Here is a 22,084-nt window from a genome sequence, read left to right on the forward strand (position 1 = left end):
GCGCACCTGGTCGGACTTCAGCCCGCCGAACTCCTTGCGCCAGCGGTAATACGTGACCTCGGTCACGCCGATACCCCGGATCGCGTCTGCCACGCTCTGACCCTGCGAGACCAGCACGTCCACCTGCCGCAGCTTGGCCACGACCTCTTCCGGTTTGTGCTTCTTCGTTCCCATCGCGTCCGTCCTCCGTCGGCTCAAAGCCATACTTCAGCGCGGACCACTCCGATGGGGGCTGACCAGCCGCGGCCTGCTGGTCGAGGCGTCGAGCCGGGCGGCGCGGGTGGTGCTGGAGCGGGACGGCAACGGCCGGATCGTGGCCGAGACGACCAACGGGCGCCGGGTCGAGAGCCGGCTCGACGGGCTCGGGCGGCGGATCAAGGCGGGGCAGCCGGGCGCCAGCCTGGTGCGGATCGGGCGCGATCCCCTCGGGGCGCTGGCCTCGCTGACCATCGACGATCACGCGCCGCTGGCGTTCTCGCGCGACCCGCTCGGGCGCGAGACGCGGCGGGCCTCCTCGAAAGGATGACAGGCTGTCTACGACGAAGTCCGCCGGCGGCATGCCGGCGGGGAGCCCCTGCTCGGGATCGCCCGTGCCCTGGGGCTGGCTCGTGCGACGGTGCGCAAATATGCGAGCGTCGAAGCGTTCCCGGCGCGGCTACCTCACGGTGCCGGTCCGAGCCTGCTTGATCCGCACGCCGCGTACCTGGCGGGGCGGATCGACGAGGGCTGCGAGAACGCGATGGCCCTGTGGCGCGAGATCCGGGAACGGGGCGATCCCGGGACGAGCCGGCAGGGCCACCGCCTCGTCGCCGAGCGCCGGACGAGGCCGGTCCGATCAGGCCGCCCCCTCTGGGCGAGGGCCAGCGTGCATCGCAGCGGCCCGGCACGGAAGCTCCAGTGCCGCCCACAGGGCAAATGGCGCGATTGCTCGCCCAGCCCCCCTCAGGGCGGGATGCGAGCGAAGCAGCCATGGTGCGGGCCGCAGGGAAGGGCAGGACCGTCACTAATGATCAGGATGCGGACGCCGCAGCGGACATCGCCGCCTGGATCACGCAAGCACGGAGCTGCGACGCTTCTGCCATCGCGACGTTCGCCTCGGGATTGGAGGCGGATATCGCGGCCGTCCGGGCTGCCCTCACGGAGCCATGGAGTAGCGGCCAGCGGAAGGCCAGGTCAACCGATTCAAGCTCATCGAGCGCCAGTCGCGCTCGGTGCGGCGCAGATCGCGATCAGCGTCCTCGTCAACGCGGCGATCGCGGTCTCGGCCGGATCGATCGCGGTATTTCTGACCCGGCGGCCCTCCTTCGCGGTCGTCCAGCGCTGGGTGATGGGAACGGTGCTGGCCGCACTCGCGGTGCGGATGGCGACGGAGGTGCGCCGCTGAGGCGTTGGAGCCGGCTCTACCCCGCGAGCGCGAGCAGCCGGTCGGCGTCGACATGGGCCGCGAGATGGTCGGCCAGCCGGTCGAGCACGCGCTCGATCACCGCCTCGTAGGCCTCCGGCCCCGGCGCGGCGCCGAGGCGGGAGAGCCACAGGGCGCGCTGGCCCTCGTCGGCGAAGAGGCCGTGCACGTAGGTGCCACAGACGAGCCCGTCGGCCGAGACGGCGCCGTCGGGGCGGCCGTCGGCGAGGCGCACGAGCGGGCGCGCCGCGTCGGGGCCGGCGGTCTCCCCCACATGCATCTCGTAGCCGGTGAACGGGGTCTCGTCCGGCAGGCTGACGCCGCGGGCCGCCGCCAGCCGCTTCTCGGGCGTGAGCACCGTCGCGACGTCGAGGAGGCCGAGGCCCGCCACCGTGCCGGGCGGGCCCTCGATGCCGTGCGGGTCGCTCAGGGAGGTGCCGAGCATCTGGTAGCCGCCGCACAGGCCGAGCACCCGCCCGCCGCGGCGGCGATGGGCCAGGATGTCGACGTCCCAGCCCTGCGCGCGCAGGAAGGCGAGGTCGGGGATGGTGGTCTTCGAGCCCGGCAGCAGCACGAGGTCGGCCGCCGCGGGGATCGGCCGGCCGGGCTCGACCAGCACCACGCTCACCCCGGGCTCGGCCCGCAGGGGGTCGAGGTCGTCGAAATTGGCGATGCGCGGCAGGACCGGCACCGCCACGACCTTGCCCCCCGGCCGCTCGGCGCCCTTGAGGCCCAGGACGTCCTCGGCCGGCAGCCGCGCCGCGTCGGGAAAGTGCGGGATCAGCCCGAGCGACTCCCAGCCGGTGCGGGCGGCGATGAGCTCCATCCCGTCGGCGAACAGCGCGGGGTCGCCGCGGAAGCGGTTGACGAGGAAGCCGCGGACCATCGCGGCATCCTCCGGATCGATCACCGCCTTGGTGCCGACGAGGCTCGCGATCACCCCGCCGCGGTCGATGTCGCCGAGGAGGATCACCGGCGTGCCGGTGGCGCGGGCAAACCCCATATTGGCGATGTCGCCCCGGCGCAGGTTGACCTCGGAGGCCGAGCCCGCGCCCTCGACGAGGACGAGGTCGGATTCCGCCCGCAGGCGCCCGAAGCTCTCGACGACCGCCGCGAGCAGGCGCGGCTTCCAGTCCTGGTATTCCCGGGCCCGGGCCGTGCCGACCATGCGGCCCTGCACCACCACCTGCGAGCCGATCTCGCTCTGGGGCTTCAACAGCACCGGGTTCATGTGCACCGAGGGCGCCACGCCCGCGGCCCGGGCCTGGAGCGCCTGGGCGCGGCCGATCTCGCCGCCATCGGCCGTGACGGCGGCGTTGTTCGACATGTTCTGCGGCTTGAACGGCCTGACCCTGAGGCCCCGGCGGGCGTAGAGGCGGGCGAGCCCGGCGACGATCAGCGACTTGCCGACATCCGAGCCGGTGCCCTGGATCATCAGGGCCCGGGCGGTCACGCGGCGCCTCCGGCACTCCGCCGCTTCCCCACGCGCATGGCTGCTCCGGGTGACCCGGCCGCGCCGCTGCGGCGCGGGCCGGAAAAAATTCAGCAAACCTCGACGGTGCCGCGGCCGGTGTGGCGCGGCGGTCATAGGCGTTCGGCCACGCTCAAGCTAGCGTGGCGCCACATATCCGTCCAACCGAGGCGCCGTCCAGTGTTCAAGTCCTTCCTGCTCGCCGGCGTCGCCGCGACCCTCCTCGCCGGTGCCGCCACCGCCGCCGACCTGCCGCGCCGCGTCGCCCCGCCGCCGGTCTTCACCCCCGTCCCGGTCTTCACCTGGACCGGCTTCTACGGCGGCCTGCACACCGACTACACCTTCACCGACCGCCAGCGCATCACCACGCTCGGCAACGACCTGACCCCGACCAACACGATCGGCAACGTCGCGACCCTGCGCCGCCCGCCGTCGGTGCGCAACGAGCAGGACGGCCTCGCCAACATCGGCGGCGGCTTCGGCTACAACTACCAGTTCACGCCGGGCTCGGGCTTCGTGGTCGGCGTCCAGGCCGACTGGGCCTGGAACGACATCCACAAGAACACCTTCTACCTCGGCCCGCAGCTCGCCGCGAACAACGGCTTCTCGGACCCGAGCGCCTTCCGTCAGGAGCTGTCCTGGCTCGGCACCGTCGTCGGCCGCGTCGGCTACGCCTTCGACCGCGTCTTCGTCTACGGCATGGGCGGCTTCGCCTATGGCGGCGTCGACTACCGCGCCAACTTCTACACCACCGCCGGCGCCAACCCGCCGCTCGCGCTGGCCTATACCGGCCGCTACAACGACCTCGAGACCGGCTACGCCTATGGCGGCGGCATCGAGTACGCCCTGCCGACCGACTCGATCTTCTCGCGCTTCAGCGTCCTCAGCCTGATCGGCGTGAAGTCCGAGGCGGTGACGGTGAAGGCCGAGTACCTGCACTACGACCTCGGCAGCCGCAACGTGCTGGTGAACAACACCGGCCTCGCGGTGAACAACGGCGTCGGCGCCCAGCCGCGCGGCTCCTACACCTCGCGCTTCCACACCGAGGGCAACCTCGTGCGCGCCGGCTTCAGCTACAAGTTCAACGGCCTCTGATCCGCACGGATCGGCTGAGCCGCATCGGCGGGCCTATTCGGGCCCGCCCGTCTTCACGGCCGCGGGGCCAATCGCCCGGCGGCCGTTTTCGTTGTCGACGGAGCCGCCCATGGATGACGCACCTGCCGGGGTCCTCCTCCGTCGCGCCGTTCCGGACGACGCACCGGCACTCGCCGACCTGATCGGGCAGCTCGCCGCGCATCACGGCGACCGGGCGACGACCGATGCGGCGGCCCTGCGGGCCGACCTGTTCGGCCCATCGCCCTAGGCGACCGCCCTGGTCGCCGAGGATGGGACGAGCCTCGTCGGCCTGTAACGCGCCCAGGAGGCGACGCGGGTCATGAACCTGCACCATCTCTTCGTCGCCCCGGGCGCGCGCTGCGCCGGCATCGGCCGAACGCTGATCCGGGCGGCCGAGGCGGAAGCGAGAGCCCAGGGGTGCGTCCGCCTCGTCGTGGGGATCCATCCCGACAACCACCGCGCGCAATCGTACGATCGGATGCCGGGATTCGCCGACCGGCCGCCCGGAGGCCCGGGGTTCGCCCGCTCGCTCGTGCCCGAGCGCACCGGTCCGGGCGCCGCCCGGTAGGCGACGCGACCGACGGGCCGGAAGGTGCCGGCCGGGCGCCGCCTTCAGCCGCAACCGGTCGCAGCCTCGACCCCGTCCACGCGACAGCGTGCATCGAAGCTGCGGGCCAGTTCGCCGAGGCTGACCGCGGCCAGCCGCGCGACGAGCAGCGCCTCGGCCTCGCGCAGCGTGCCCTCCACCGCCTCGTTGACCACCCGCTCGACGGCGCAGGCCGGGTTCGGATGGTCGCTGCCGATCGCGAAGAGATGGGGACCGCCGACCGCGCGATGGACGTCGAGCAGCGAGACCCCGTCGAGATTCGCCGCGAGGGTCCAGCCGCCGCCATGTCCCTTGTCTGAGCGGACGTAACCGGCCTCGCGCAAGCCCGCCATCGTGCGGCGGACAACGACCGGATTGGTGCCGAGCATCCGCCCGATCGCCTCGGAGGTCATCGGCCCGTCGTGGCGGGCCATGTGCAGGAGGACGTGGAGGGTCCGGGAAAGGCGGCTGTCGGTGCGCACGGCTCCATCCTCCACGGGACGGCCGGATTGGCAAGCACGCCATCTTACGATACTTTTGAAGTTACGTGATACGAGATCACGAAGCGGAGGAGCGTCGGCGATGCGCGAGTTCGAGGATCCGGCCCGATGGGACAAGGTGGCGGAGCATTACGAGGAGACCGCGCATCCGTTTACCGCGCGCTTCGCTGAAGCGGCGCTCGCGCGGGTGCCGCTGATTCCGGGCAGCCGCGTCCTCGACGTGGCGACGGGGACGGGCGCCCTCGCGCGCGCTGCCGCGCGGACGGGCGCGCAGGTCCTGGCCGTCGATTTCTCGCCCGCCATGGTCGCCCGCGTGGCGGCCTCGGCCCAGCCCGATATCGAGGCGCGGGTGATGGACGGGCAGGCCCTCGCCCTGCCGGATGCCGGCTTCGACGCCGTGTTCTCGATCTTCGGCGTGATCCTGTTTCCCGACTGGCGCCGGGGGCTCGCCGAGATGGCCCGGGTGACGAGGCCCGGCGGCCACGGCGTCGTGGCGGCCTGGCGGGAGCAGGGCGCGGCCAGCTTCCTGCTGCTGCGCCGGATCCGCGAGAGGCTGTTTCCCGATCGGGAGGCCATGGCGATGCCCGACGGCGCGGCGATCCTGGGCGACCCGGACCGGCTGGCCCGGGAGATGGTCGCGGCCGGGTATCGCGCGCCGGAGATCACCCCTGTCGTGTTCGACTACGATCTCGACGTCGCGCGTCTCGACCCCCCCGACACCGTGTTCGGCCTGTCGCCCGACTGGACGAGCCTCGACGACGCGGACAAGGCGGCGGTGATCGCCGAGGCGCGCCGCATGGCCGGGGGCGCCCCCGTCCTGCCGATCGCCTCGACCGCCCTGATCGCGGTCGCCGTGCGCTGAGGCGTCGGTCTATTCCCGCCCCGCCTCGCGCAGGTGGCGGATGATGCCCGAGAAGTCCGTGCCCCCCTGCCCCGCCGCCTCGAAGGCGGCGTAGATCGCTTCGGCATGGGCGCCGAGGGGCGTCGCGGCGCCGGCGCCCGCGGCGGCCTCCTGCGACAGGCGCAGGTCCTTGAGCATCAGGGCGGCGGCGAAGCCCGGCTTGTAGTCGGTGTTGGCCGGCGAGGCCGGGACCGGGCCCGGCACCGGACAGTAGGTGGTGAGCGACCAGCACTGGCCCGACGAGGTCGAGGCGACGTCGAACAGGGCCTGGTGCGACAGGCCGAGCTTTTCGGCCAGCACGAAGGCCTCGGCGACGCCGATCATCGAGATGCCGAGGATCATGTTGTTGCAGATCTTGGCCGCCTGGCCGGCGCCGGCCTCGCCGCAATGCACGACCTTGCGGCCCATCTTCGCGAGGATCGGCTCGGCCCGGGCAAAGGCGTCGGCCGAGCCGCCCGCCATGAAGGTCAGGGTCGCGGCCTTGGCGCCGCCGACACCGCCGGAGACCGGGGCGTCGAGGCCGGCGAGCCCGCGTCCCTGCGCCTTCTCGTGCGCGGCGCGAGCGCTCGCCACGTCGATGGTCGAGCAGTCGATCAAGAGCGCACCCTCGGGCACGTGGGGCAGCACCGCATCGTAGACCGCCAGGACGTGACGCCCCGCCGGCAGCATGGTGACGACGATCTCGGCCCCCGTCACCGCGGCCTCGGCGCTCTCGGCCACCGTCACGCCGGCCGCGCGGGCAGCGTCGAGGGCGTCGGGCATCAGGTCGAAGCCGGTCACGGCGTGGCCAGCCGCGACGAGGTTGGCGGCCATCGGCCCGCCCATGTTGCCGAGGCCCAGGAATGCGATCTGCGTCATCGTTGTCTTCCGTCTTGCCGTGTGGTTGATTGAAGCGACTACGGATAATCCGTACATCCATGGCGAACCGGTTCACCTGGGATGAACGGAAGGCGGCTTCGAACCTTCGCCGGCACGGCGTTGCGTTCGAGATCGCCCTGATGGCGTTCCGGGATCCCTTCGCCGTCGAGCAGATCGACGACAGGGAGGATTACGGCGAGGAGCGCATCAACATGCTCGGCATGTGTGACGGCGTCATCCTGTTCGTGACCTATACGGAACGCGGGGAGGAGATCCGCCTGATCTCCGCGCGACGGGCAGAGCGACATGAGCGAGACCGTTATTTCCGCGAGAATTCGGCCTGACGGCAGCGTGGTGCGGTGCCACCCGGACGGGAGCGAGACGCCGTTCGCACCGGCACCGCTGCGGCCGATGAGCGATGAGGAGGTCGCGCGCGCAGCGGCGGCGGATCCCGACGCGCGCCCGACGAGCCCGGAGAGCGCGGCCAGCGCCCGGCGCCTGCCCCGAATCCGCACGCTGCGGCGGGCCCTCGCGCTGACCCAGGAAGAATTCGCAGCGCGCTATCACATCCCGCTCGGCACCCTGCGGGACTGGGAGCAGGGCCGCACGGTTCCGGATCAGCCCGCCCAGGCCTACCTGACGGTCATCGCGCACGATCCCGAGGGGGTCAGTCGGGCCCTCGCGGCGCGCCCCGTCTGACGCGGTCATGCCTCAGCTCCCCACCAGGCCCCGCGCCACGATCACCCGCATGATCTCGTTGGTGCCCTCCAGGATCTGGTGCACCCGCAGGTCGCGGACGATCTTCTCCACCCCGTATTCCGACAGGTAGCCGTAGCCGCCGTGGAGCTGGAGCGCCTCGTTGGCGACCCGGAAGCCGGTATCGGTGGCGAAGCGCTTGGCCATCGCCGAGCGCTGGGTGGCGTCGGGATCCTTGCGGTCGAGGGCCGCCGCCGCGCCGTAGAGGAGCGCGCGGGCGGCTTCCAGCTCCGTCGCCATGTCGGCGAGGCGGAACTGCAGCGCCTGGAATTCGTCGAGGCGCTTCCCGAAGGCCTTGCGCTCGGCCATGTACGTCAAGCTCTTGTCGAGGGCGGCCTGCGCACCGCCGAGCGAGCAGGCGCCGATGTTGAGCCGGCCGCCGTCGAGTCCCGCCATGGCGATGCGAAAGCCGATCCCCTCCTCGCCGAGGCGGTTCTCGACCGGCACCCGGCACCCTTCGAAGATCACCGCCCGGGTCGGCTGGGCGTTCCAGCCCATCTTGCGCTCGTTCGGGCCGAAGGACAGGCCGGGCGCGTCGGCGGGCACCACCAGGGTCGAGATGCCCTTCGGTCCCGCCTCGCCGGTACGCACCATCGTCACGTAGACATCCGCCGCGCCGGCGCCCGAGATGAACTGCTTGGCGCCGTCGAGGACGTAATGGTCGCCGTCGCGGCGCGCGGTGGTGCGCAGCGACGCGGCATCCGAGCCCGAGCCCGGCTCGGTCAGGCAATAGGCGGCGACCTGATCCATCCGGCACAAGCCCGGCAGGAAGCGCGCGCGCTGGCCCTCCGACCCGAACCGGTCGATCATCCAAGCGGCCATGTTGTGGATCGACAGGAAGGCCGCAACCGTCGGGCAGCCGAGGCTCAGCGCCTCGAAGATCAGGGCGGCGTCGAGCCGGGTCAGCCCCGAGCCGCCATGCTCCTCGGAAACATAGATGCCGCCCATGCCGAGGGCGGCGGCTTCCCGCAGCACGTCGAGAGGGAAATGCTTGCGCTCGTCCCAGTCGAGGGCGTGCGGCGCGATCCGCTCGGCCGCGAAGCTGCGCGCCATGTCGCGGATGGCGATCTGGTCCTCGGGGAGGGTGAACAGGGTCATGGCGGCTCCTCCGAACGTCTCTCCTCCCCCTCGCGGGGAGGAGCCGGAGGTGGGGGTGGTGCCGCGTGTGGCGCGGCGACTTGTTCGGAACCACCCCCACCCCTGCCCCCTCCCCACAGGGGGGAGGGGAAAAGTGCAATGTCTACTGCATCACCGGCATCGAGAACTGCGCGCCCTCCTTCACCCCCGACGGCCAGCGCTGGGTGACCGTCTTGGTCTTGGTGTAGAAGCGCACCGCGTCGGGCCCGTGCTGGTTGAGGTCGCCGAAGCCCGAGCGCTTCCAGCCGCCGAAGGTGTAGTAGGCCAGCGGCACCGGGATCGGCACGTTGATGCCGACCATGCCGACCTGGACCTTGGCGGCGAAGTCGCGGGCCGCGTCGCCGTCGCGGGTGAAGATCGCGACGCCGTTGCCGTATTCGTGCTCGTTGGGGAGCCGCAGGGCCTCGGCATAGTCCTTGGCCCGCACCACCGACAGCACGGGGCCGAAGATCTCCTCCTTGTAGATGCGCATCTCCGGCGTGACGTGGTCGAACAGGCAGCCGCCCATGTAGAAGCCGTTCTCGTAGCCCTGCATCTTGAAGCCCCGGCCGTCGACCGCGAGCTTGGCGCCCTCGTTCACGCCGATCTCCACGTAGTTGCGCACCCGCTCCAGCGCCGCCTTGGTCACCAGCGGGCCGTAATCGGCGCTCGGGTCGGTGGACGGGCCGATCTTCAGGCTCTCGACCCGCGGGATCAGCTTGCTCATCAGGGCGTCGGCGGTCTTCTCGCCGACCGGCACCGCCACCGAGACCGCCATGCAGCGCTCGCCGGCCGAGCCGAAGCCGGCGCCCATCAGGGCGTCGACGGCCTGGTCCATGTCGGCATCCGGCATGATGATCATGTGGTTCTTGGCGCCGCCGAAGCACTGGGCGCGCTTGCCCGTCGCGGTCGCCCGGGCATAGACGTACTGGGCGATGTCGGAGGAACCGACGAAGCCGACCGCCTGGATGATGTCGTCGTCGAGGATCGCGTCGACCGCCTCCTTGTCGCCGTTGACGACGTTGAGGATGCCGGCCGGCAGCCCGGCCTCGATCATCAGCTCGGCGAGGCGCATCGGCACGCCCGGATCGCGCTCCGAGGGCTTGAGGATGAAGGCGTTGCCGCAGGCGATGGCGGGGGCGAACTTCCACATCGGGATCATGGCGGGGAAGTTGAACGGCGTGATGCCGGCGACCACGCCGAGCGGCTGGCGCATCGAGTAGATGTCGATGCCGGGACCCGCCCCTTCCGTGTACTCGCCCTTCTGCAGGTGCGGGATGCCGCAGGCGAACTCCACCACCTCGACGCCGCGCTGGATGTCGCCCTTGGCGTCGGGAATCGTCTTGCCGTGCTCGCGGGCGAGAAGGTCGGCGAGGCTGTCCATCTCGCGGGCGACGAGGTCGAGGAAGCGCATCATCACCCGGGCACGGCGCTGCGGGTTGGTGGCGGCCCAAGCCACCTGCGCCTTGGCGGCGTTCTCGATGGCCGCGCGCATCTCGTCCCGGCTCGCGAGCGCCAGGCGCCCGATCACCTCGCCGGTCATCGGCTGGTAGAGGTCCGAGAAGCGGCCCGAGCGGCCGGAAACGTGCTCGCCGCCGATGAAGTGCCCGACTTCGCGCGCCATGAGGGATCCTCCCTGGATCAGATGTCTTGGTGCCACCTTGCCCTGGCGATCCGCATGACGGAAGGGGCAGGAGAGCGGAACGGGTGTGCGCGGATGCGGGAACCGGACGGGGCTGAGGACGACGGGATACGGGGCGACGGGGCCAGGAGCGATGGGGCCAGGAGCAGCGACGGGACGCGGGGCGACGTGTGGGACGATTACCGCTTCGTGCTGGCGGTGCACCGGGCCGGCACGGTCTCGGCGGCGGCGCGCCGGCTCGGGGTCGATCACGCGACGGTGATCCGGCGGATCGACCGGCTGGAGCGGCGGCTCTCCGAGAAGCTCTTCCACCGCCGCGCCTCGGGCTACACCGCGACGCAGGCCGGGCTGGCGCTGGTCGCCACCGCCGACGGGATCGAATCGGCGATCATCCACGGCGAGGCGGCGATCGGCCGGGCGGCCTCGCAGCTCGTCGGCACGGTGCGGATCGGCGCGCCGGACGGCTTCGGCAGCGCCTTCCTGGCCCCCCGCCTGACCGGCCTGATCGAGCGCCACCCTCAGCTCGACATCGAGCTCGTGGCGACGGCCCGGCTGTTCAGCCTCTCGAAGCGCGAGGCCGACATCGCCATCGGCCTGAGCCTGCCGCCGGAGGGCCGCATCGTCGGGCGCAAGCTCACCGACTACGCGCTCAAGCTCTACGCCGCCCCGTCCTACCTCTCCCGGCATCCGCCGATCCTGGAGCGGCGCGACCTTCAGGGCCACCGCTTCGTCGGCTACATCGACGAACTGCTCTACTCGCCGGAACTCGACTACCTGCACCAGGTCGCCCCCGGGGCCGGGGCGCGGCTTCGCAGCGCCAACCTCAACGCCCAGCTCCAGGCGACGGTGGCGGGCCTCGGCGTCGCGGTGCTGCCCTGCTTCATGGCCGCCCGGCGCCCGGACCTCGCCTGCGTGCTGCCGGACGCGGTGTCGCTCACCCGCAGCTTCTGGCTGATGATGCACGCCGACAGCCGCGACCTCGCCCGCATCCGGGCGGTGGCCGAGCACATCTACGCGGTGGTCGAGGCGGAGCGGGACCTGTTCGCACCGGGGGGCTGAGGCGGTCCCGGGGGTGGCGCAGGGCCCGACCCTACTCCCCCAGGATCGCCACCGCCCGGGTCCAGCCCGCCGAGGCGCCCTTGATCTTCACCGGGAAGCACGCGACCGTGAACCCGGTCGCCGGCAGGGCCTCTAGGTTGGCGAGCTTCTCGATCTGGCAGTAGCCGGCCTCGCGCCCGGCTTTGTGGCCCTCCCAGATCAGGCCTGCATCGCCGGTTGCGGCGTAGCGGCGGGCGGTGTGGGAGAACGGCGCGTCCCAGCTCCAGGCATCGGTGCCGACGACGCGCACGCCCTGCCCGGTCAGGTGCAGGGTCGCGGCCCGGCCCATGCCGCAGCCGGAATCGACGTAGTCGGCCTGCCCGAAACGGGCGCCGGCGCCCGTGTTCACCAGCACGATGTCGAAGGGCTTCAGGACATGGCCGATGCGGGCGAGCTCGCGGTCGATCTCGTCGGGCATCACGACGTGGCCGTCGGGCAGGTGGCGGAAATCGAGCTTCACGCCGGGCCGGTAGCACCAGTCGAGGGGCACCTCGTCGATGGTGATGGCCCGGGCGCCGCCGTCCATGGTCGGGTGGTAGTGCCAGGGCGCGTCGAGATGGGTGCCGTTATGGGTCGTGAGCTGCACGCTCTCGACCGCCCAGCCCTGGCCGTCCGGCAGGTCCTCGGGCTTCAGGCCCGGAAACAGCCCGGCGACCATCGGGGCCGAGGCCGCGTGGTCCATGTAGGTCACGGTCGGCCGCTGGAACGGCGGGTCGGCCGGAACGTCGTTCTCGATCGCGATCGAGAGGTCGATCAGTCGGGGCATTCCGGGGGCTCCTGCGCGGGTCGGGCGACCTGCATCCTCCCGTCGCACGATCCTGGCAAGGGAACTCCGGCTAGGGAACTCGGGCAAGGGAACTCCGGCACACGCCCCCGAGACGAAACCATGGAACAAGGAACCCCGATGACGCCGACGATCCGCCCGATCGAGGATGCCGACATACCGGCGGTGATCGCCCTTTGGCACGCGGCCGGCGTGGCGCGACCCTGGAACGACCCGGCCACCGACATCGCCTTCGCCCGGCGGGGGCCGCACGGCACCGTGCTGGTGGCGGAGATCGAGGGGTCGGTCGCCGCCACCGCGATGGCCGGCGAGGACGGGCACCGCGGCTGGCTCTACTACGTGGCGGTGGCGCCCGAGCACCAGGGCGGCGGGCTCGGGCGCGTCATGGTCGAGGCGGCGGAGGCGTGGCTCGCCGCGCGCGGCGTCTGGAAGGTGCAGCTCCTGGTCCGGCGGGAGAACGACAGCGTCCTCGGGTTCTACGACCATCTCGGCTACCGCGACACGAACGCCGTCTGCCTGCAGCGGGTGATCGCGCCGGCGTGAGGCCCGTCGCGCCCGGCTACGCCCCTCCCCCCTCCCGCCCCGGCCAGATCACCCAGTGCAGGTCCGGCGTCTCGGCGAAGAGCCGGCGGTGCTGGCTCACCGCATAGTTGTCGGTCATGCCGGCGATGAAGTCGGCGACGCGGCGGGGCGTGCGGGGGTCGTCGGGACCGGAGAGGCCCGCGCTCCATTCCTCGGGCATCCGGGTCGGGTCGCGGCGGAACGTCGAGAACAGGTCCTCGACGATCGCGGCGGCGCGGCGGCGCACCGCCATCACGCCGGGATGGCGGTACATCCGGGCGAACAGGAAGGTCTTGATGTCCCGGTCGGCCGCCGCCATCGGCTCCGAGAAGGCGACCACCGGGGCGGCGGCGTGGCGGATCGCGGCGGCATCCGCCGGCTGCAGGGCGGCGAGGCGCCGCTCGGCCTCGGCGATCACGTCCTCGACGAAGCGGGTGATGACCCGGCGGGCGAGCTCGTGCACCACCCGCGAGCGCTCGAGGCCCGGATAGGCGGTCCGGATCTCGTCGAGGAGGCCGGCGAGGAACGGCACCTCGTTCAGGTCGTCGAGGCCGAACAGGTCGGCGCGCAGGCCGTCGTCGAGGTCGTGGGCGTCGTACGCGATGTCGTCGGCGAGCGCCGCCACCTGGGCCTCGGGCCCGGCGAAGGTCGCGAGCTCGAGGTCGTTGATCGCGTTGTACTCGGTGATCGCCACCGGGATGCCGCCGGTCGCGTAATGCGGCGTCGGCCGGCCGTCGCGGGTCAGGAGCGGGCCGTTGTGCTTGACCAGCCCCTCCAGCGTCTCCCAGGTCAGGTTGAGCCCGTCGAAGGTGGCGTAGCGGCGCTCGAGCCGGGTCACCAGCCGCAGGGCCTGGGCGTTGTGGTCGAAGCCGCCATGCTCGGCCATGCAGGCGTGCAGCGCGTCCTCGCCGGTATGGCCGAAGCAGGTGTGGCCGAGGTCGTGGGCCAGCGCCAGCGCCTCGGCCAGGTCCTCGTCGAGGCCGAGCGCGCGGGCGAGCGCCCGGGCGATCTGGCTCACCTCCAGGGTGTGGGTCAGGCGGGTGCGGTAATGGTCGCCCTCGTGATGGACGAACACCTGCGTCTTGTGCTTGAGCCGCCGGAAGGCGGCCGAGTGCACGATCCGGTCGCGGTCGCGCTGGAAGTCGCTGCGGGTCGGCGAGCCGGGTTCCGCGATCAGCCGCCCGCGCGACGCGGCAGGATCGCTGCCGTAGGGGGCCCGCCAGCGCTCGCCTGTCCGTCTCACGTCCCGTGCCCCCTCATCCGCCCGCGCGCCGCAGTTGCGGCCCGGGGCCGCCGTTCTTATGTTGCCATCGCACGCCGGACCCCCACCCGAGAAGCCGTCGATGACCCCGATCACCCTGACGTCCCGCGCCGCCCGCCGCATCAACGAGATCATGGGCGCCGAGCCCCCGGGCTCGATGCTGCGCATCAGCGTGAATGGCGGCGGCTGCTCCGGGTTCCAGTACGCCTTCGACATCGCGAAGGATCGCACCGACGACGACCTCGCGGTGGAGCGCGACGGCGCGACCGTCCTGGTCGATCCGACCTCCCTCCCGTACATGGAGGGCGCCACGATCGACTTCGTCAACGACCTGATCGGCCAGTCGTTCAAGATCGAGAACCCGCAGGCCACCGCCTCCTGCGGCTGCGGCACCTCGTTCTCCCTGTAATCCCGCCAGCCATCCTTCCGGGACGTTCCGCCATGACCCGCTCTCTGACAACGGGCGTGGCCCGGGCCGCGCTCGGTGTCGTCGCCTGCGCGACGCTGGCCGCCGCCCTGCCGGCGGCCGTGCCGCTCCTCGCCGGCCCGGCGCTCGCGCAGCAGCCCCCTGCCCCCACCGCCACGGTCGCCCTCGACGCGGTGGTGCTGCCGCTCGGCCCCGTCACCCTCAAGGCGCCGACGCTCGAGCTGCGCGGCACCGCCCTGTCGCGGGACGAGGCGCGGGCGATCCTGGACCCGGCCGGGCCGGCCCCGTGGCGCACGCGGCTCGAGCGCCTGAGCGCCCGCGAGATCGTGATCCCGGTCCTGCGGGTCGAGCAGCCCGCGGGCGGCCGGGTGCAGGTCGCGGTCTACCACGACGTCGTCGCGCGGGACGTGACGGCGGGCCGGATCGGCATCCTGGAGGCCGGCGGCGCCACCCTGACGGTCGAGGGGCCGGGCCCCGACGCGGCCGGCGCCTACGGCCGCCTGAGCGCCCGCGAGCTCGACCTGCCGGGCCTCGCGCGCCTCCTCACCGAGCCCGGCGGGCCCGATGCGGCGCCGATCCGGGTCTATGCCGGCGTCACCGCCGAGGACATCGCGCTGACCGGCCCCGACGGGGCGGCGTTCCGCATCGCCCGCATCGATGCCCGCGACCTCACCGGGCGGCCGACCACGATCCCGTGGGGCGAGACCGTCCGGGCGCTCGCGGAGGGTGCCGGCCGGAAGGACGCGCCGGAGCGCTCCCGCATGGCGGGCCTCGCCGCCGACCTGATCGACGGCCTCGGGATCGGCGGCCTCGAGATCAGCGGACTGACCCTGGCGGCGCCCGGCGGGCCGGCCGCGGGACCCGGCGCGAAGCCGGTCCTGGCCAGCCTGGCGCGGCTGACCTACGGGCCCGAGGGCGAGGCCAAACCCGGAGCCGGCAATACCGAAGCCGGCCAGCCCGGCCTCGGCGAGATGCGGGCCGAGGGGCTGGCCGTCGAGGCACCGGCCGGCCGCGTCGCGCTCAAGGGGCTGACCCTGTCGGGGCTGTCGCTCAAGCCGGTGCTGGAGGGCCTGCGCCGGGCCGCCGCCGGGCCGCTCGACCCGGCCGAGATGCGCCGCTACGCCCCGGCGCTCGCCCGCATCGCGGTGGAAAGCCTCGACGTCGACCTGCCGGCCCAAGGTTCGCCGGTTCAAGGTTCGCCGACCCCTGGATCGCCGGCCCAGGGCCCGGGGGCGGACCCGCTCCGGCAGGCCTCGGGGCCGCTGCGCTTCGCCCTGCGCGGCGGGAGCCTCGCCATGAGCGAGGTGCGCGACGGGGTGCCGACCGCCTCGCGGCTGACCATCGACGGGCTGACCGGCGCGGTGCCGCCCGACACCACGGCGCCGCTCCTCTCCGACCTCGCCGGCCTCGGCTATACCGGCCTGGACCTCTCCGGCACCGTGGACGCCCGCTGGGACGAGGCCGCCCGCGAGCTGACCTTCAAGGACGTGACGCTGACCGGAAAGGACATGGGCACCGCCCGGATCACCGGCACGATCGGGGGAATCGGCAAGGAGGTGTTCGATCCCGAGCCGATGGTCTCGTCCCTGGCGCTGCTCGGCGCCAGCGCCAAGTCGCTGGCGCTCACGCTCGAGAATGGCGGCCTGTTCCAGCGCTTCGTCGACCAGCAGGCCAAGGCCCAGAGCCTGAAGCCCGAGGAGCTGCAGCGCGAATACGGCACCGCCGCGATGCTGGGGATCCCCGCCGTGCTCGGCGGCTCGCCGTCGGCCAAGGCGCTCGGCCAGGCGGTGTCGCGCTTCGTGGTCAAGCCCGGCCGCCTCTCGATCAGCGCCGCCGCCAAGGACCCGGCCGGGCTCGGCCTGATCGACTTCAGCACCGCGCCGAGCCCGGGCAAGATCTTCGACCGCCTGACCGTGACCGCGACGGCGGAGTGACGCTGCAAAACGGGCGGGGCCGGAGAGAGAGGTCTGCCCTCCCCCCCGGCCCCCGCCCTTGCCGCACACCGTCATCTTCCGTCAGTATGCGTTCTCGGTCTTGAACAGCGCCAGCGGCGTCATCGCCAGGATCTGCAGGTCGAAGAACACCGACCAGTTCTCGATGTAGTACAGGTCGTGCTCGACGCGGCGCTGGATCTTCTCGTTGGTGTCGGTCTCGCCGCGCCAGCCGTTGATCTGGGCCCAGCCGGTGATGCCGGGCTTGACCTTGTGGCGGGCGAAGTAGCCGTCGACGACCTGGTCGTAGAGGGTGTTGGCCGCCTTGGCCTGGAGGGCGTGCGGGCGCGGCCCGACCAGCGACAGGTCGCCCTTCACCACGTTGATGAGCTGGGGCAGCTCGTCGAGCGAGCTCTTGCGGATGAAGCGGCCGACCGGGGTCACCCGCGGATCGCCCTTGGTGACGATCTTGCTCGCCGTGTAATCGCACTGGTCGGTGTACATCGACCGGAACTTGTAGACGTCGATGATCTCGTTGTTGAAGCCGTGGCGCTTCTGCCGGAAGAAGACCGGGCCGCGCGAGGTGAGCTTCACGGCGAGCCCGACGCCGAGCATCACCGGCGAGAGCAGGATCAGCAGCACGGCGCCGACCACCCGGTCGAACACGCCCTTGACCACCACGTCCCAGTCGGCGATCGGCCGGTCGAAGACGTCGAGCACTGGCACGGAGCCGAGATAGGAGTAGCTGCGCGGGCGCAGGCGGAGCTTCGAGGCGTGGGCCGAGAGGCGGATGTCGACCGGCAGCACCCAGAGCTTGGCCAGCATCTGCAGGATGCGCGCCTCGGCCGAGATCGGCAGGGTGAACACGATCAGGTCGACCTTGGTGCGCCGGGCGAAGGTCACGAGGTCGCTCACGGTGCCGAGCTTGGGGTAGCCGGCGACGACGTCGGCCGAGCGGCCGTCGGTGCGGTCGTCGAACAGGCCGACGACCTTGAGGCCGGAATCGCCCTGCGCCTCGATCGCCCGGATCAGCGCCTCGGCCGGCTCGCCCCCGCCGACGACGGCGACGCGCCGGTCGAAGCGCCCGCGGCGCATCTGCGCGCTCACCACCAGGGACAGGACCAGCCGCCCGACGACCAGGAGCGCCAGCCCGCCGCCGTAGACGGTGCCGAGCCACAGGCGCGAGTAGTTGTCGCCGAGCTTGGCGAAGAACAGCACCGTGGCGGCGAGCAGCATCACCAGCGACCAGCCGAGCACCACCCGGGCGCCGACGCTGAAGAAGGCCCGGAACGCCCGGATGCCGTAGGCGCCGAGCGCCTGCAGCACCAGGACGTTGAGGCCGGCGAGCCCCAGGATCGCCGCGACGTAGCCGAGATGCAGCGGCACCACGCCGGCGAGGAGCCCGCGCTGGGCGCACAGGCCGGCGAGCGCCACGAGGACGAACTCGACCGCCCGCACGCAGCCGGTGAACACCACCGGCGACACCGCCGGGTCCGGCCGTACCGGCGCCACGGTCTCGGCGGGAGGCACGGCCTCGCGCTCGTGGCCGGGCCGGCCGAGCGGGCCGCCCTGGTCGGCTGCCACGGTCTTGAGGATGTCGCGGACGTCGAACGCACTCATGGCACGGTTCCGGTCACGGCTCGCGGAGAGGGCCCCCGCATCGATCTAGGTGGAAAGGGGAATGTCGCCCGTCGGCACTGACGGAAGGATTAAGAAGCCCACGATCGAATCGCTAAAAATCGAGCGAGTCGGGGCCGGGCGGGACCCGGCCCGTCTCAGCCCCCGGCATCCGTCGGCGGGCGGCGGCGTAGCCGGCGAGGCCGTCCTCGGCCATCTGGTCCATCGAGAACCGGCAGCGGATGAAGGCACTCAGGCCCGCCGCCTCGTCGCGACGCGCCTCGGGATCCTGGTCGACCTTGCGCAGGATCGCGCCCGCGAGGGCCGCGGCGTCGTTCGGCGGCACCAGGGCGGGGGCGGCGGGCCCGAAGATCTCCGGGATGCCCCCGACATCGGTCGAGACCATCGGCTGGGCCGCGGCCGCCGCCTCCAGGATCACGTAGGGCAGCGATTCGGCGAGGGAGGGCACCACCATCACGCGGGCGCGGCTCAGCGCGGCACGGATCGGCTGGGGCGGCTCGAACCGCACGTCCTCGGCGAGGCCGAGCGCCGCGACCCGCGTGCGCAGGGTGTTCTCGTCCGGTCCCGAGCCGACCACCAGCAGGGTCAGGCGCCGTCCGTGCTCGCGCCGCAGGCGCGCCAGCGCCTCGAACAGCACCGGGACGCCCTTCGCCTCGCGCAACTCGCCGATATAGACGAGGTCGAGGGCGTCCGGCGCCCGGGTAATCGGGGCGAATTCCTCGGTGGCGATGCCGTTGTGGACGATCCGCACCAGCCGGCTCGTCGGACCGACATAGGCCCGGTAGCGCCCGGCGATGAAGTCGCTCTCGAACAGGAAGACGTCGGTGCGGGCGGTGAGCACGCGCTCGGCCTGCATGTAGAGGCGGTGAAGCGTGGAGCCTGGACGGTAGTTGAAGCTTCCGCCATGCGGCGTGTAGGCCCGCACCGGGCGCAAGGCCGGCCCGACCGGGACCAGGCGGGCGAACAGGCCGCCCTTCGAGCCGTGCCCGTGCAGCACGGTCGGCGCGGCGCGGCGCACGAGGCGCGACAGGGCGGCGAGCGCCGAGAGGTCGCTCGGATGCGGGTTGCGGCGCATCGGCAGGCGGGTGACGCCGAGCGTCAGGTGCGGGGCGAGAGCGGCGAGGGCCGCCTCGGCCCGGGCGCCGCCGGTGCTGGCGTCGCAGAACAGGCCGACGTCGTGGCCGGCCGCGGCCTGGAGCCGGGCGACGTCGACGACGTGGCGGAACAGGCCGCCGACCGGGGCCCGGAAGACGTGCACGATCCGCTCCCGCGGCGCGGCGGCGGCGACGGGCGCGGCGTCCCGCGGAGCGGGATCGGCGACGAGGCGGAGTGGGGAGGCGGCCACGGGCGTGTCCTCAGGCTCGATGACGGCGCCGCGGCGCGCGGCAGCCTCCATCTCGCCCCGGGCCCGTACCCGGCCGGTTAAAGTCCGGTCGAAAGTTGAGTCCGTACCCGGATCGACGGGCGCGTGGTTAACCGGAGGTCAGTGGAAGTCTCGGTGGAAGTGGAGGCCCGTGGGACCGCCCGCCAGGACCGAGACCTGCGCCGCGCGGGACGGGAGAAGGTCGGCCGGCGGGACGCTCAGAACCAGCGCTCCTTGACGACGATCGTGTCGCCGGGGCGGACCGGGTAGGTCATCGGCACGATGCCCGAGACGAGGCCGGTCGGCCCCTCGCGGGTGACGACGGCGTAGTCGCGGGCGGCGCGGGGCCCGAAGCCCGCCGCGATCGCCACCGCGGTCTCGACCGTCATGCCGCTGACATAGGGATACTGGCCCGAGGTCGTGACCTCGCCCAGGATGAAGAACGGCCGGTAGACCTCGACCTCGACCGTGACGTGGGGCTCGCGGACGTAGCCGTCGCGCAGGCGCGCCTCGATGGCGCGGGCGGCCTGGGCGGTCGAGCCGCCCGCGACCTTGACCGGGCCGATCAGCGGCAGGGCGATGCGCCCGGCTCCGTCCACCGCGTAGATGTTCGAGAGGTTGTCCTGCCCGAAGACGATCACCCGGAGCTTGTCGCCGGCCGCCAGGGAATAGGCGGCGCCGACCGAGCCCGTTCCCGTCTCGTCGAGCAGGGCAGTCCGGTATTCCGGTCGCAGGCAGCCCCCGAGCGCGATGGTGGTCGCCACGGTGGTCGCCATGCCGGTGAGGAGGGCGCGTCGGTTCATCGCTTCCGGCCAGTCCAGATCGTGTCGGCGGGGTCTGATGCACCGAGGTCTAGGGCGGCATGGTTAATGAAGTCTCACCCGGGCGCGAGGTCGGGCGAGACGTGCGCAAGCGGATCGCCCGCCCCGCCAGCGCCTTAACTCGTCGGCAACCTTAATCGGGTGTTATCGGGCCGCGGCCCGGACCAGGGCCGTCTCTCCCCGCGTCCTGACAGACGGTCCGCCATGCCCCGCGTCTTCCCCTTCGCCGAGCGGTCGCGTGCCCGCCTGCCCGACCGCCTGGCCGGGCGCAGCCGCAACGGCCAGGACGAATCCCGCCCCGACCTTCCGCCCCGGGACGAGACCGAGCGCGACCCCTCGGACGGCCTGACCCTCGCCGATGTCGGCCGCCTGCTGCGGCGGCGCTGGCTGGTGATCCTGCTGCCGACGCTCGCGGCCTTCGGGCTCGCCGTCGTCTTCGTCCAGGTGGTGACGCCGCGCTACACCGCGGAGACCAAGCTCCTGCTCGAGAGCCGCGACAGCGCGCTGACGCGGCTGCAGCAGGACCGGGGCGAGCTGCCTCAGCCGATCGACGAGCAGGCGGTGGCGAGCCAGGTCCAGGTGGTGATGTCGCGCGACATCGCCCGCGAGGCGATCAAGAGCCTCGGCCTCGTCGGCAACCCAGAATTCGACCCGATGGTGAAGGGCGTCGGCGGCCTCCAGCAGGTGCTGGTGATGCTCGGCCTCGCCCAGAACCCCCTCGACCGCGAGCCGGTCGACCGGGTGCTGGAAAAATACTTCGAGCGGCTGCTGGTCTACCCGGCCGGCAAGTCGCGCATCCTGACGATCGAGTTCCGCTCGAAGGATCCCGAGCTGGCCGCGAAGGCCGCCAACACGATCTCGGATCTCTATCTCTCGTCGCTCGCCGCCGCCAAGGTCGACACCGCGCGCTACGCCTCGACCTGGCTCGGCTCCAACATCGAGGCCCTGCGCAGCCGCGTCGCCGAGGCCGAGGGCAAGGTCGAGGCGTTCCGGGCCCGCAACGGCCTGATCGGCAGCGGCGGCACCGCCAACCAGCCGCTCGCCGCCCAGCAGCTCGCCGAGATCTCGACCCAGCTGACCCAGGCCCGCGCCGCCCAGGCCGATGCCGGCGCCAAGGCCAAGCTGATCCGCGAGCTGCTCAAGGACGGCCGCAGCTTCGAGATCCCGGACGTCGCCAACAACGAGCTGATCCGCCGCCTCGTCGAGCAGCGCATCGGCCTCAAGGCGCAGCTGGCGCTGGAAACCCGCACGCTGCTGCCCCAGCACCCGCGGATGAAGGAGCTCGGCGCCCAGCTCGAGGGCCTGGAGACGCAGATCCGCGCCGCCGCCGACCGCGCGGTGCGCACGCTCGAGAACGATGCCCGCATCGCCGGCAGCCGGGTCGAGAGCCTGCAGGCGGCGGTGGACGCCCAGCGCACCATCGTCGCCAAGGCGAACGGCGACGAGGTCGCGCTGCGGGCGCTGGAGCGCGAGGCCAAGGCCCAGCGCGAGCAGCTCGAATCCTACCTCGGCCGCTTCCGCGAGGCCGCCGCCCGCGACGAGGCGAGCGCCGCCCCGGCGGATGCCCGGGTGGTCTCCCGCGCGGTGGTGCCCGACCTGCCGTCCTTCCCCAAGAAGCTGCCGATCGTCCTGTTCGCGACGGTGATCGCCTTCCTGTTCGCCGTCGGCGGCATCGTCGCCAAGGCGCTCCTCGCCGGCGATCCGCCCGGCCGGGGCCGCGGCCGCCCGCCGCTGCGCCGCCACGAGACGGAGGCCGATGCCCCCGTCGCGGCGCCGAGCGCCGTGCCGATGCCCCAGGCCGCGGCCGCCCTCGCGGCGGAGCCGGACGGCGAGGCGATGCCCGCCCCGGTCG

At 72.5% G+C, this 22,084-nt stretch carries 23 protein-coding genes and 1 pseudogene; 13 read left to right on the forward strand and 11 right to left on the reverse strand.

Going from position 1 to position 22,084, the window contains the following annotated elements:
- Nucleotides 1–174, reverse strand: a 174-nt coding sequence (locus HPY23_RS32505; RefSeq protein ID WP_200647363.1) for a transposase, incomplete at its 3' end; no start/stop codon positions are given.
- Nucleotides 175–283: 109 nt separating this feature from the next.
- Here HPY23_RS32505 and HPY23_RS32510 point away from each other — a divergent pair.
- On the forward strand, nucleotides 284–526 hold the full coding sequence (locus tag HPY23_RS32510) for a hypothetical protein (RefSeq protein WP_139234939.1): 243 nt from the start codon (nucleotides 284–286) through the stop codon (nucleotides 524–526).
- Nucleotides 527–1,201: 675 nt separating this feature from the next.
- Nucleotides 1,202–1,384, forward strand: a pseudogene (locus HPY23_RS33495) (LysE family translocator); the annotation flags it as partial.
- 16 nt (nucleotides 1,385–1,400) lie between these two features.
- Here HPY23_RS33495 and HPY23_RS32515 read toward each other — a convergent pair.
- Nucleotides 1,401–2,837 (reverse strand): cobyric acid synthase, encoded by a 1,437-nt coding sequence (locus tag HPY23_RS32515; RefSeq protein ID WP_091885916.1) that lies wholly within the window; start codon nucleotides 2,835–2,837, stop codon nucleotides 1,401–1,403.
- A 216-nt stretch (nucleotides 2,838–3,053) separates the two neighbouring features.
- Here HPY23_RS32515 and HPY23_RS32520 point away from each other — a divergent pair, with 216 nt between their 5' ends.
- The 3 genes from HPY23_RS32520 (at nucleotide 3,054) to HPY23_RS32530 (ending at nucleotide 4,557) form a co-directional block, all read left to right on the forward strand.
- Nucleotides 3,054–3,968: an outer membrane protein gene (locus tag HPY23_RS32520; RefSeq protein ID WP_091752607.1), complete on the forward strand. Its 915-nt coding sequence runs from the start codon at nucleotides 3,054–3,056 to the stop codon at nucleotides 3,966–3,968.
- 109 nt (nucleotides 3,969–4,077) lie between these two features.
- Entirely contained in the window at nucleotides 4,078–4,236 is a 159-nt protein-coding gene (locus tag HPY23_RS32525; RefSeq protein ID WP_175539936.1) for a hypothetical protein, read from the forward strand.
- Nucleotides 4,237–4,308: 72 nt separating this feature from the next.
- Complete coding sequence (locus tag HPY23_RS32530; protein ID WP_060850730.1) at nucleotides 4,309–4,557, forward strand: GNAT family N-acetyltransferase; 249 nt, start codon at nucleotides 4,309–4,311, stop codon at nucleotides 4,555–4,557.
- A 44-nt stretch (nucleotides 4,558–4,601) separates the two neighbouring features.
- Here the strand turns inward: HPY23_RS32530 and HPY23_RS32535 are convergent, their stop codons facing one another.
- Nucleotides 4,602–5,057: an Rrf2 family transcriptional regulator gene (locus HPY23_RS32535; RefSeq protein WP_060850731.1), complete on the reverse strand. Its 456-nt coding sequence runs from the start codon at nucleotides 5,055–5,057 to the stop codon at nucleotides 4,602–4,604.
- 100 nt (nucleotides 5,058–5,157) lie between these two features.
- Here HPY23_RS32535 and HPY23_RS32540 point away from each other — a divergent pair, with 100 nt between their 5' ends.
- Nucleotides 5,158–5,937, forward strand: a complete 780-nt coding sequence (locus HPY23_RS32540) for a class I SAM-dependent methyltransferase (RefSeq protein WP_091885588.1) — start codon at nucleotides 5,158–5,160, stop codon at nucleotides 5,935–5,937.
- A gap of 9 nt (nucleotides 5,938–5,946) precedes the next feature.
- Here the strand turns inward: HPY23_RS32540 and mmsB are convergent, their stop codons facing one another.
- Entirely contained in the window at nucleotides 5,947–6,834 is an 888-nt protein-coding gene (gene mmsB / locus HPY23_RS32545; protein ID WP_060850733.1) for a 3-hydroxyisobutyrate dehydrogenase, read from the reverse strand.
- A gap of 59 nt (nucleotides 6,835–6,893) precedes the next feature.
- Here mmsB and HPY23_RS32550 point away from each other — a divergent pair, with 59 nt between their 5' ends.
- Nucleotides 6,894–7,178, forward strand: a complete 285-nt coding sequence (locus HPY23_RS32550; protein ID WP_091885591.1) for a BrnT family toxin — start codon at nucleotides 6,894–6,896, stop codon at nucleotides 7,176–7,178.
- 67 nt (nucleotides 7,179–7,245) lie between these two features.
- Complete coding sequence (locus HPY23_RS32555; RefSeq protein WP_091885594.1) at nucleotides 7,246–7,533, forward strand: helix-turn-helix domain-containing protein; 288 nt, start codon at nucleotides 7,246–7,248, stop codon at nucleotides 7,531–7,533.
- A 12-nt stretch (nucleotides 7,534–7,545) separates the two neighbouring features.
- Here the strand turns inward: HPY23_RS32555 and HPY23_RS32560 are convergent, their stop codons facing one another.
- Both HPY23_RS32560 and HPY23_RS32565 read right to left on the reverse strand, forming a co-directional pair.
- Nucleotides 7,546–8,688: an acyl-CoA dehydrogenase family protein gene (locus HPY23_RS32560; protein WP_091885598.1), complete on the reverse strand. Its 1,143-nt coding sequence runs from the start codon at nucleotides 8,686–8,688 to the stop codon at nucleotides 7,546–7,548.
- Between the two features lie 142 nt (nucleotides 8,689–8,830).
- The gene (locus tag HPY23_RS32565) at nucleotides 8,831–10,330 is read right to left on the reverse strand and encodes a CoA-acylating methylmalonate-semialdehyde dehydrogenase (protein WP_200601893.1); all 1,500 of its coding nucleotides are present in this window, start codon (nucleotides 10,328–10,330) and stop codon (nucleotides 8,831–8,833) included.
- A gap of 186 nt (nucleotides 10,331–10,516) precedes the next feature.
- Between HPY23_RS32565 and HPY23_RS32570 the strand changes: the two genes are divergently transcribed.
- Nucleotides 10,517–11,407 carry a LysR family transcriptional regulator gene (locus HPY23_RS32570; RefSeq protein ID WP_244537557.1) on the forward strand — a complete coding sequence of 297 codons (891 nt, stop codon included), beginning with the start codon at nucleotides 10,517–10,519 and terminating at the stop codon, nucleotides 11,405–11,407.
- A gap of 31 nt (nucleotides 11,408–11,438) precedes the next feature.
- On the opposite strand, the gene HPY23_RS32575 is transcribed toward HPY23_RS32570, so the two are convergent.
- Nucleotides 11,439–12,212, reverse strand: coding sequence for a cyclase family protein (locus HPY23_RS32575; protein ID WP_091885607.1), 774 nt, complete (start codon nucleotides 12,210–12,212; stop codon nucleotides 11,439–11,441).
- A gap of 120 nt (nucleotides 12,213–12,332) precedes the next feature.
- On the opposite strand from HPY23_RS32575, the gene HPY23_RS32580 reads away from it, so the two are divergent.
- Nucleotides 12,333–12,773 (forward strand): GNAT family acetyltransferase, encoded by a 441-nt coding sequence (locus HPY23_RS32580; RefSeq protein ID WP_236012848.1) that lies wholly within the window; start codon nucleotides 12,333–12,335, stop codon nucleotides 12,771–12,773.
- Between the two features lie 16 nt (nucleotides 12,774–12,789).
- Here the strand turns inward: HPY23_RS32580 and HPY23_RS32585 are convergent, their stop codons facing one another.
- Nucleotides 12,790–14,034 (reverse strand): deoxyguanosinetriphosphate triphosphohydrolase, encoded by a 1,245-nt coding sequence (locus HPY23_RS32585; RefSeq protein WP_244537558.1) that lies wholly within the window; start codon nucleotides 14,032–14,034, stop codon nucleotides 12,790–12,792.
- A gap of 100 nt (nucleotides 14,035–14,134) precedes the next feature.
- Here HPY23_RS32585 and erpA point away from each other — a divergent pair, with 100 nt between their 5' ends.
- Together erpA and HPY23_RS32595 are read left to right on the forward strand one after the other, a co-directional pair.
- Nucleotides 14,135–14,461 (forward strand): iron-sulfur cluster insertion protein ErpA, encoded by a 327-nt coding sequence (gene erpA, locus HPY23_RS32590; RefSeq protein WP_048429502.1) that lies wholly within the window; start codon nucleotides 14,135–14,137, stop codon nucleotides 14,459–14,461.
- A gap of 32 nt (nucleotides 14,462–14,493) precedes the next feature.
- Nucleotides 14,494–16,413 carry a hypothetical protein gene (locus tag HPY23_RS32595; protein WP_091885613.1) on the forward strand — a complete coding sequence of 640 codons (1,920 nt, stop codon included), beginning with the start codon at nucleotides 14,494–14,496 and terminating at the stop codon, nucleotides 16,411–16,413.
- Nucleotides 16,414–16,494: 81 nt separating this feature from the next.
- Here the strand turns inward: HPY23_RS32595 and HPY23_RS32600 are convergent, their stop codons facing one another.
- The 3 genes from HPY23_RS32600 to HPY23_RS32610 form a co-directional block, all read right to left on the reverse strand.
- A complete protein-coding gene (locus tag HPY23_RS32600; RefSeq protein ID WP_060850740.1) occupies nucleotides 16,495–18,030 on the reverse strand; it encodes an undecaprenyl-phosphate glucose phosphotransferase in 1,536 nt (511 codons plus the stop codon).
- A 112-nt stretch (nucleotides 18,031–18,142) separates the two neighbouring features.
- A complete protein-coding gene (locus tag HPY23_RS32605) occupies nucleotides 18,143–19,444 on the reverse strand; it encodes a glycosyltransferase family 4 protein (protein WP_091885616.1) in 1,302 nt (433 codons plus the stop codon).
- 185 nt (nucleotides 19,445–19,629) lie between these two features.
- The gene (locus HPY23_RS32610; protein ID WP_060850742.1) at nucleotides 19,630–20,214 is read right to left on the reverse strand and encodes a polysaccharide biosynthesis/export family protein; all 585 of its coding nucleotides are present in this window, start codon (nucleotides 20,212–20,214) and stop codon (nucleotides 19,630–19,632) included.
- Between the two features lie 222 nt (nucleotides 20,215–20,436).
- Here HPY23_RS32610 and HPY23_RS32615 point away from each other — a divergent pair.
- The coding region (locus HPY23_RS32615; RefSeq protein ID WP_200649736.1) for a GumC family protein at nucleotides 20,437–22,084 on the forward strand (1,648 nt) is incomplete at its 3' end.

The organism is Methylobacterium ajmalii, from assembly GCF_016613415.1.
Lineage (GTDB): Bacteria > Pseudomonadota > Alphaproteobacteria > Rhizobiales > Beijerinckiaceae > Methylobacterium > Methylobacterium ajmalii.